Source organism: Chromobacterium alticapitis, assembly GCF_002924365.1.
Classification (GTDB): Bacteria; Pseudomonadota; Gammaproteobacteria; order Burkholderiales; family Chromobacteriaceae; genus Chromobacterium; species Chromobacterium alticapitis.
The window spans coordinates 1-9844 of sequence record NZ_PQWB01000058.1 but is presented as its reverse complement, the minus strand read 5'-3'; the positions used below and the strand labels follow the sequence as shown (position 1 = coordinate 9844).

General features: G+C 68.2%; 9 protein-coding genes. 3 read left to right on the top strand and 6 right to left on the bottom strand.

Annotated features, from left to right (window positions below):
• Nucleotides 1–286: 286 nt before the first annotated feature.
• From hypE to C2I19_RS14140, 6 genes are read right to left on the bottom strand one after another with little or no spacing between them, the layout of a single operon-like run.
• Nucleotides 287–1318: a hydrogenase expression/formation protein HypE gene (hypE, locus tag C2I19_RS14165; protein WP_103903348.1), complete on the bottom strand. Its 1032-nt coding sequence runs from the start codon at nucleotides 1316–1318 to the stop codon at nucleotides 287–289.
• Entirely contained in the window at nucleotides 1315–2454 is a 1140-nt protein-coding gene (gene hypD / locus C2I19_RS14160; protein WP_103903347.1) for a hydrogenase formation protein HypD, read from the bottom strand. The genes hypE and hypD overlap by 4 nt, the downstream gene beginning before the upstream one ends.
• A gap of 9 nt (nucleotides 2455–2463) precedes the next feature.
• Entirely contained in the window at nucleotides 2464–2706 is a 243-nt protein-coding gene (locus C2I19_RS14155; protein ID WP_103903346.1) for a HypC/HybG/HupF family hydrogenase formation chaperone, read from the bottom strand.
• Nucleotides 2707–2716: 10 nt separating this feature from the next.
• Entirely contained in the window at nucleotides 2717–5011 is a 2295-nt protein-coding gene (gene hypF / locus C2I19_RS14150) for a carbamoyltransferase HypF (protein ID WP_103903345.1), read from the bottom strand.
• A 2-nt stretch (nucleotides 5012–5013) separates the two neighbouring features.
• Nucleotides 5014–5829, bottom strand: coding sequence for a hydrogenase nickel incorporation protein HypB (hypB, locus tag C2I19_RS14145; RefSeq protein ID WP_103903344.1), 816 nt, complete (start codon nucleotides 5827–5829; stop codon nucleotides 5014–5016).
• A gap of 12 nt (nucleotides 5830–5841) precedes the next feature.
• A complete protein-coding gene (locus C2I19_RS14140; RefSeq protein WP_158253713.1) occupies nucleotides 5842–6183 on the bottom strand; it encodes a hydrogenase maturation nickel metallochaperone HypA/HybF in 342 nt (113 codons plus the stop codon).
• 267 nt (nucleotides 6184–6450) lie between these two features.
• On the opposite strand from C2I19_RS14140, the gene C2I19_RS14135 reads away from it, so the two are divergent.
• The 3 genes from C2I19_RS14135 to C2I19_RS14125 form a co-directional block, all read left to right on the top strand.
• On the top strand, nucleotides 6451–6987 hold the full coding sequence (locus C2I19_RS14135; protein ID WP_103903342.1) for a 4Fe-4S dicluster domain-containing protein: 537 nt from the start codon (nucleotides 6451–6453) through the stop codon (nucleotides 6985–6987).
• A gap of 31 nt (nucleotides 6988–7018) precedes the next feature.
• Nucleotides 7019–9166, top strand: coding sequence for a formate dehydrogenase subunit alpha (gene fdhF, locus C2I19_RS14130; RefSeq protein ID WP_103903341.1), 2148 nt, complete (start codon nucleotides 7019–7021; stop codon nucleotides 9164–9166).
• Nucleotides 9167–9170: 4 nt separating this feature from the next.
• Nucleotides 9171–9844, top strand: a 674-nt coding sequence (locus C2I19_RS14125) for a GTP 3',8-cyclase MoaA (protein WP_103903340.1), incomplete at its 3' end; no start/stop codon positions are given.

Below are 9844 nucleotides of genomic sequence, written 5' to 3'. Positions count from 1 at the left end.
TGCGTGTCGTTGCGGACGCCTCTCATTGGATGCTTCCGTGGTTCGTTGGATGCTTGATTATACCAAATGGGTGGATGTTGGTTTTTCAACGGCCTGTTAGCAGGCCTGAGACTAGCTGAAAACAGGGCGGGCAAGCCAAAAAGCCTGCCGGCCCTGTTTGCCGCGATGCCGTAGACGACGGCGTTTCGATCTGGCGAGTGGTCAACTCCGTCCTGATAGCGCTTTCTTAATTGACGTTGTAGTAACTCCATACATTGCACCGTTGGCGGGCTAGGTGGGGCTGAAGTCAGCAAATCCTCGGCAGCTGTTCGCCGTTGATCCAGTCCACCATCCGCCTGCCGCCAAAGGCGGTTTCCATCTGCACAAACTGGTTGGCGTCGGCGATGGCTTCGCCGATGACGGCGGCGTCTCGTCCTTGCGGGTGGGCGCGCATGGTGGCCAGCAGTGCGTCTGCGTCTTCCGGGGCGCAGATGGCCACCAGCTTGCCTTCGTTGGCCACGTAGAGCGGGTCCAGGCCCAGCAGCTCGCAGGCGGCGGCCACCTCCTGCCGTATCGGCAGCGCGGACTCGCGGATCCGCATGCCGCAGCCGGCTTGCTGGGCGAATTCATTGAGCACGGCCGCCAGGCCGCCGCGGGTCGGGTCGCGCAGGCAGCGCAGGTCCGGCGCGGCGCGCAGCATGTCCGCCACCAGGGTGTGCAGGGCCGCGCTGTCGGATTGCAGCGCGGTTTCAAAGCCCAGGTTTTCGCGCAAGGACATGATGGCCACGCCGTGGTCGCCCAGGTGGCCGGACAGCAGGATCTTGTCGCCGGGGCGGATGCGGCGCGGCGAGATGTCGACGCCGGCCGGCGCGTAGCCGACGCCGGTGGTGGAGATGAACACGCCGTCGCCCTTGCCTTGCTGCACGACTTTGGTGTCGCCGGTGACGATGGCCACGCCGGCTTGGCGGGCGGCCGCGGCCATGGAGCGGACGATGCGGCGTAGGTCCGCGAGCGGGAAGCCTTCTTCCAGGATGAAGCCGGCGGCCAGGTATAGCGGTACGCCGCCGCACATCGCCACGTCGTTGACGGTGCCGTGCATCGCCAGACTGCCGATGTCGCCGCCGGGAAAGAACAGCGGCGAGACGACATGGCTGTCGGTGGCCAGGATCAGCCGGCTGCCGGCTGGCGGCATGGGCAGGGCGGCGCCGTCATGCTGCGCGCCCAGATAGCCGTTGTCGAATTCGGCGACGAAGAGTTGCTCGATCAGATTGGCCATGGCGCGGCCGCCGCTGCCGTGGCTGAGGTCTACCCGGCCGTGGGCAAAGTCTATGCGGTTCATGCCGTGTCTCCCTGGTGATCGGCCGAGCGGAAGCGGCCGTAGGTGAAATGAGCGGCGCAAGCGCCTTCCGACGACACCATGCAAGCGCCCAGCGGCCGTTCCGGCGTGCAGGCGGCGCCAAAGGCGCGGCAGTCGGCCGGCTGCTTTTGTCCGCGCAGGATGGCGGCGCACTCGCAGGCTTTGTGGTCCGGCACCTGGCGGTAGGGCAGGGCGAAGCGGCGCTCGGCGTCGAAGGCGGCGTAGTCGGGCCGGATGCAGAGGGCGCTCAAGGGCACGGTGCCCAGGCCGCGCCAGTCGTATTCGTCGCGGAGCTCGAACACCTGCTCGCACATCGCTTGCGCCTTGAGGTTGCCCTCGCGGCTGACCACGCGGCTGAACTGGTTTTCCACCTCGGCGCGGCCTTCATTGAGCTGGCGCACCAGCAGCAGGATGGACTGCATCACGTCCAGCGGCTCGAAGCCGGAAATCACCACCGGGCGGCAATACTGGGCGGCGAAGCCTTCATACGCGCCATAGCCTATCACCGTGCTGACGTGTGCCGGGCCGATGAAGCCGTCCAGCGCCACGGCGTCCGCGTCGCCTTGCGATTCCATGATGTGAACCATGGCGGCCGGGGTGAGCACGTGGTTGCAGAAGACGCTGAAATTGGCCAAGCCGAGCTTTTGCGCGCGCAGGATGACGGCGGCGGTGGGCGGGGTGGTGGTTTCGAAGCCGATGGCGAAGAACACCACTTGTCGGTCCGGGTTCGCCTGGGCGACGGCCAGAGCGTCGTCGCAGCTATAGACCATGCGCACGTCGGCGCCGGCGGCGCGGGTCTTGAGCAGGGAGACACCATCGCTGGCCGGGACGCGCAGGGTGTCGGCATAGGTGCACAGGATCAGCCCAGGCTCGCGGGCCAGCGCGATGGCGCTGTCTATGCGGCCGGTGGGCAGCACGCATACCGGGCAGCCGGGGCCGTGGATCAGCCTGATATTGGCCGGCAGCAGGTCCGGCAGGCCATAGCGGGCGATGGCGTGGGTGTGGCCGCCGCAGAATTCCATCAGGCGGTACTGCCGCGAGGGTTCGGCCTCGGCATGGATGGCGGCGGCCAGACGCCGCGCCAGTTCGCCATCGCGGAACGCTTCTATGTATTTCATCGGGTTTTCCTAGCGGTAGGCGGACGGGTTGTCCGGCGCGGCGCCCATTTCGGCCAGCAGCGCCAGCGTGCGCTCGGCCTCGTCCGGGTCCAGCTTGCCGATGGCGAAGCCGACGTGGACGATCAGGTAGTCGCCTAGGCTCACGTCGTCCACCAGTACGGTGGAGACGAGCTTGTGAACGCCGCCCAGCTCCACTTTGGCCTGGCCGGGTTCCAGGATTTCGGTGACGCGCGCGGGAATGGCCAGGCACATGGTGTTTTCCTCAGGGATTGAAATGTCTTTGCGCCACCCAGGCCTGGCCCAGCGCCAGGCCGCCGTCGCCGGCCGGGGCCAGCCGAGCCTGCAGCATGGACAGGCCGCGTCGGCCCAGCGCGGCGTGCAGGCCGCGCGCCAGGATGGCGTTTTGCAGGCAGCCGCCGCCGCAGGCCACGCGGCGCAGGCCGTGGCGGCGCGCCGCCTGGGCGGCCCAGTCCGCCAGCGCCTCGATCAGGCAGGCATGGAACAGCGCCGCGCCGTCGGCCGGCGCCATGCCCTCGGCCAGCCGGCGCAATAGCGGCGACAGATCCAGCGTGTTGGAGGCGTCTATGCTGTGCAGCCGGGGCGGCTTGGCCGGCAGGCCTCGGCGTTCGGCCAGGCCTTCCAGCCGCATCGCGGCCTGGGCCTCGAAGCTGGCGCGTTCGGCTATGCCCAGCAGCGCGGCGGCGGCGTCGAACAGCCGCCCCAGGCTGCTGGTGCGGGTTTGCGCCTTGCCCTGGTTCAGCCAGTTCGCCAGTTGCCGCGCGGCGGGCTCTCCGGGAAAGCGGCTGGCGATGACCGCGTCGTCGCCCCAGCTGTGCAGCGCGGCGGCGGCCATGCGCCACGGTTCGCGCGCGGCGCGGTCGCCGCCGGGCAGGGCCAGCGTGGCCAGATGGCCCAGGCGCTGAAAGTGCGCGCCGTCCACCAGCAGCAGCTCTCCGCCCCAGGCGCCGCCGTCGTCGCCCAGGCCCACGCCGTCCAGCGCCAGGCCCAGCACCGCGTCGTCGCATTGCTGTTCCGCCAGGATGGCGGCGATATGGGCGTGGTGGTGCTGCACGGCCAGGGCCGGCAGGCGCAGGCGTTCGGCCAGTTCGCGCCCCAGGCGGCTGCTGTAGTAATCGGGATGCAAATCATGCGCGATGAAGGCAGGGCGGGTGGCCAGCAGCGTCTGCAGGTGTTCTGCCGCCGCTTCCAGCGCCCGGCAGTTGGCCACGCGGTCCAGGTCGCCGATGTGCTGGGACAGGAAGGCCTCGTTGCCGCGGGTCAGGCACAGCGTGTTCTTCAAATGGGCGCCCAGCGCCAGCACGGAGGGCCCGCCGCGCGACAGGCCGATGGCGCAGGGCGTGTAGCCGCGGCCGCGGCGCAGGAACTGCGCGTGGCCGTGGCAGCCGACGCGCAGCACGCTGTCGTCGCAGCGGGTGACGATGTCCCGGTTGTGCTCCAGGACGGCGTCGGCCAGCTCGGGCAGCAGGGCGCGGGCATCCTCGTTGCGGGTGATCAGCGGCTCGCCATGCGGATTGGCGCTGGTCATCACCAACAGCAGCGGCTGCGCTTCCGCCAGCCAGTCCATGCCCGCCGGCCGGCCGGCGGCCTCGTGGAACAGCAGGTAGTGCAGCGGCGTGTAGGGCAGCATGGCGCCCAGCCAGGCCACGTCCGGCGCCGCGCCGGCCAGTTCCGCGTCGCAGACGTCGGTTTTGGGCAGCAGCACGATGGGGCGTTGCGGCGAGCGCAACAGTCGCTCGGACCGCTCGGAGAGCCCGGCCAAACCGGCCAGCGAGGCGGGGTTGGCGGCCATGATGGCCAGCGGCTTTTCCTCGCGGGCCTTGCGTTGGCGCAGCCTGGCCACGGCGGACGCGTCGCGCGCGTCGCAGGCCAGGTGGAAGCCGCCCAGACCCTTGATGGCGACGATCTCGCCGCGTTGCAGCCGTTTCACGGTTTCCGCTACAGCGTCGCCGGCCACCGGGCCGTTGACGTCGTATAGCGCGAGTCCGGGGCCGCAATGCGGGCAGGCGTTGGGTTCGGCATGGAAGCGGCGGTGCAGAGGGTCGCGGTATTCGGCCAGGCAGGACGGGCATTGCGCGAAGGCCGCCATGCTGGTTTGCGCGCGGTCGTAAGGCAGGCGTTCGACCAGGGTGTAGCGCGGGCCGCAATCGGTGCAGTTGATGAAGGGATAGCGGTAGCGCCGGTTTGCCGGGTTGAACAGCTCGGCCAGGCAGGCATCGCAGACGCAGCTGTCGGCGCCGATGGCGGCATGGCCGCCGCCGGCCGCGCTTTCCAGTATGGCGAAGCCTTGTGCGCCGGCCTGTTCCGCCAGGGGCTGGCGCAGCACTTGGTCTATGCGCGCCAGCGGCGGCCGTTCGGCCAGCAGCCGTTCGGCGAAACCGTCCAGCTCGGCGTGGCCGCCTTGCAGCTCCATGGTGACGCCTTCGCCGTCGTTGCGTATCCAACCCGACAGCGCCTGTTCGCGCGCCAGCCGGAACACGAAGGGGCGAAAGCCCACGCCCTGCACGATGCCTCTGACCGTCAGTTGTTCGCGCGCCATGGTCAGCCTCCCTTGCCGCAGCCGCTAGCCAGCCAGTCCAGCCATTCGGCGCAGCCCTCGCCGGTTTTGACCGACAGCCGGATCACCGACAGGCCGGGGCGTACCTGGCGCGCCATGGCGATGGCGGCGTCGATGTCGAAATCCAGATAGGGCAGAAGGTCTATTTTGCTGATGATCAACAGGTCCGCCGCGCGGAACATGTCCGGGTATTTGAGCGGCTTGTCCTCGCCCTCGGTCACGGACAGGATGGCCACCTTGTGCGCCTCGCCCAAGTCGAAGGCGGCGGGGCAGACCAGATTGCCCACATTCTCGATCAATAGCAGGCCGCCGTCCGGCATGGCCTGGTCTCGCTCCAGCCGCTCCAGCGCCTGGGCCACCATGCGGGCGTCCAGGTGGCAGCCCTTGCCGGTGTTGATTTGCACCGCAGGCGCGCCGGCGGCGCGGATGCGCTCGGCGTCGTTGGCGGTTTGCTGGTCGCCTTCCACCACCGCCACCGGCTTGCGGCCGGCCCAGCGGCGTATAGTGTCCGCCAGCAGGCTGGTTTTGCCGGAGCCGGGGCTGGACACCAGGTTAAGCGCGAAGATGCCGCGCTTCGCCAGCAGACGGCGGTTGCGCGCGGCGCGAGCGTTGTTGTCGGACAGGATGTCCTGTTCTATGGCGACGATGCGCTCGGCCGGGGTGTCCGGCGCGTGCACGGCGTCCAGCGGGCCATGGGTCTGGCCGGCTAAGCGATAGCCGCTTTTGGGCGCGCCATGGCCATGGCCGCGCTTGCCGTTGATGCTGACTTGTCCGTGGCCGCAGCCGCAGCTTGTGCACATGATGCTTTCCTCCTAGCTGATTCCAATATCCACTACTTTCATCTCTTCGCCACCCCTGAGATCGAGGTTTTCGCCGCCGCAGCCGGGGCAGCGGGCCGGCAGGGCGGCCAGTTCCGCCTGGCGGCCGCAGTCGCCGCAATGGGCCTGGGCCGGGCGGCGCTCGGCCTGGAATTCGGCGTCGGCCGCCAGCGTGTCGCGCGCCGCCAGCCGGCAGCAGTAGAGCAGGGTGTCCGTCTCCACATGGGCTAGCAAACCCAGTGCCAGGCGGACGCGGGTGACGCGGCGGGCGCCGGCGCGGCGCGCGGCGGCCTCGGCGATGGCGATCACGTTTTCCGCAAGTGTCAGTTCATGCACGGTTTTTTCTCCTTGACGGCCCGCCTCGTCTTGACGGCGCTGCGCTCCGCCGATTGCAGGGCGGCGGTGTCGAGCCGTCGTCATTTTTGACGACGGCGACCGGCGACGGTCTGGCCATCGATACCCGGTTCAGGATGGGTTTTTGTTTGGAAACAGCATCTTGCGTCTCGCCGGGCGGCTGGCATGGCTTATGCAAGGTCTGAACGCGAGTTTTCGCAAAGCTTGCAATCGACGTTCGGGCGGCTGCCGCCGCTTGAGGAGGCTGAAATGAATCGGTTCATCATCGCTGAACCCCAAAACTGCATAGGCTGCCGCACCTGTGAAGTGGCGTGCGCGCTGGCCCATCCGCTGAGCCCTGGCGAGCCATTGTCGCCGGACACCTTCCATCCCCGGCTGACGGTGATCAAGAGCGCGCGCATCAGCACGCCGGTGCTGTGCCGGCAGTGCGACGACGCGCCCTGTTTGAACGCCTGTCCCAACGCCGCCATCGTCTACGCCGGCGACAGCGTGCAGGTGCTGCAGGAGCGCTGCGTGGGCTGCAAGACCTGCATGGTGGCCTGCCCCTACGGCGCGATGCAGGTGGTGACCGTGAGGCAGCCGCCGGCGCCGGGCGGCTTTTCCACGCGCCAGCTCAAGGCCAAGGCGCTGAAGTGCGACTTGTGCGCGGGCAAGGCCGGCGGGCCGGCTTGCATCGCCACCTGTCCCACCCAGGCCTTGCGCCTGGTGGAGCCGCAGGCGCTGGAGGCCGCCATGAAAAAACGCCGGCAGCAGGCCGCGCTGGACATGCCCACGCTGCCGCTGTGACACATAGCCATCCGGGAAAAGGACAGGAAAAATGGAGAAGGTGATTTCGGTTTGCCCGTACTGCGGTTCGGGCTGCAAGCTCAATCTCTTGGTGGAAAACGGCAAGATCGTCGGCGCGGAAGGCGCGGACGGCGTGACCAACCAGGGCGAGCTGTGCCTGAAGGGCTATTACGGCTGGGACTTCCTCAACGACACCAAGCTGCTGACGCCGCGCTTGCGCCATCCTATGATACGCCGCCGGCGCGGCGGCGAGTTCGAGCGCGTCAGCTGGGACGAGGCGGTGGCCTTCGTGGCTGGCCGGCTTAGCGAGATCAAGCGCGAGCACGGCCCGGACGCCATCATGCTCACCGGCTCCTCGCGCGGCACCGGCAACGAGTCCAACTACATCGCGCAGAAGTTCGCCCGCGCGGTGATAGGCACCAATAATATCGACTGCTGCGCCCGCGTCTGCCACGGGCCGTCGGTGGCCGGCCTGATGGCTACGCTGGGCAATGGCGCGATGAGCAACTCGATCTGCGAGATCGAGGATACCGCCTGCATTCTGGTGTTTGGCTACAACGCGGCCGATTCCCACCCCATCGTTGCCCGCCGCATTCTCAAGGCCAAGCAAAAGGGCGCCAAGATCATCGTCTGCGATCCGCGCTATATCGAAACCGCGCGCGTGGCGGACCTGCATCTGCAGCTGAACAACGGCTCCAATATGGCGCTGGTCAACGCCTTCGCCAATGTGCTGATCAGCGAAGGCCTGTACAAGCTGGACTTCATCGCCGAGCACGCCGAGGGCTTCGAAGAATACAAGGCCGCCGTCGCCAAGTACACGCCGGAATACGCGGCTGAAATCACCGGGCTGCCGCCCGAGCTGATCCGCCAGGCCATCCGCCTGTACGCCGCCGCGCCCAGCGCCACCATTTTGTGGGGCATGGGCGTCACCCAGTGGGGGCAGGCGGTGGACGTGGTCAAGGGCCTGTCCAGCCTCGCCACCCTGACCGGCAACCTGGGTCGGCCCAATGTCGGCGTCGGCCCGGTGCGCGGCCAGAACAACGTCCAGGGCGCTTGCGATATGGGCGCGCTGCCTAACACCCTGCCGGGTTATTACGACGTCGGCGACGCCGAGGCGCGCGCGCGTTTCGCCCAGGCCTGGGGCGTGGACAGCCTGCCGGCGGAAAAGGGTTGCGGCATCACCGAGGTGGCGCACCGCGTCGAGGCCGGCACGCTGAAGGCTTATTACATCTTCGGCGAAGACCCGCTGCAGACCGAGCCCGACCTCGGCATGATGCGCCGCGCCTTCGAAAAGCTGGAGCTGATCATCGTGCAGGATATCTTCATGACCAAGACGGCGATGGCCGCCGACGTGATCCTGCCCGCCACCTCCTGGGGCGAGCACGAAAACGTGTTCTCCAGCGCCGACCGCGGTTTCCAGCGTTGCTACAAAGCCATTGAAGCGCCGGCCGACGTCAAGGACGATTGGGAAATCTACAGCCTGATCGCCACGGCCATGGGCTACCCCATGCATTACGACAACGCGCAACAGATTTGGGACGAACTGCGCGGCCTGTGCCATCTGTACGCCGGCGCCAGCTACGACAAGATGGCTGGCCTCGGCTATGTGCAATGGCCGTGCCCCAGCGAAGACCACCCCGGCACGCCGTGGCTGTACGAGGGCCGCCGGTTCGACACCCCCAGCGGCAAGGCCAGGCTGTTCGCCGCCGAATGGCGGCCGCCGCTGGAAAAAGTGGACGCCGACTATCCGCTGGGCCTGTGCACGGTGCGCGAGGTGGGCCACTACTCCTGCCGTTCCATGACCGGCAACTGCGCGGCCTTGCAGACCTTGGCCGACGAGCCGGGCTTTGTGCAGATCCACCCGGATGACGCTGTGAAATACGGCATCGCCGACCAGTCGCTGGTGTGGGTGGCCTCGCGCCGCGGCAAGGTGATCACCCGCGCCAACCACAATCCGCGCGTCAACGCTGGCGCGGTCTACATGACCTACCAGTGGTGGATAGGCGCCTGCAACGAGCTGACGGTGGACCACCTGGACCCGATCTCCAAGACGCCGGAGCTGAAGTATTGCACGGTGCGGCTGGAGTCCATCGCCGACCAGGCCTGGGCGGAAAACCACGCGCGCGGCGTCTACGCGCGGCTGAAGGCGGACCTGCGCAAGGCCGCGCTGGCGGAGTAGGGCGATGGCGCCGGAGCCGTTGATCGACAGCCACGGCAGGCGCATCGCCTACCTGCGCCTGTCGGTGACCGACCGCTGCGACCTGCGCTGCCGTTATTGCCGGCCGGCGGGCGACAAATCCTATGTCGAGCGCGCCGACTGGCTGAGCTTCGCCGAAATCCGCCGTCTGGTGGGCCTGTTCGCCGCCATGGGGGTGGGCCGGGTGCGGCTGACCGGCGGCGAGCCGCTGCTGCGCGCCGGCATCGTCGATCTGGTGGGCGAGCTGGCCAACACGCCTGGCGTGCGCGACCTGTCGCTGTCCACCAACGCCACCCGGCTGGCTCGGCATGCGTCGGCGTTGAAGGCCGCCGGCCTGAGCCGGGTCAATGTCAGCCTGGATTCGCTGAAGCGCGAATGCGTCAGCGAGCTGTGCGGGCGCGACAGCCTGGACGCGACGCTGGCCGGACTGATGGCGGCCAAGGCGGCGGGGCTGGAACCGATCAAGCTGAACATGGTGGCGCTGCAAGGCGTCAACGACGGCGAGATCGAGTCCATGGCGGCATTTTGCTTCGAGCACGGTTTTATTCTGCGCTTGATCGAAGCCATGCCCATGGGCGAGGCCGGACGCGCCGCCGCCTACCTGCCGCTGGCAGGCGCGCGGGACAGGCTGGTCCGCCGCTTCGGCTTGCGGCCTTGCGG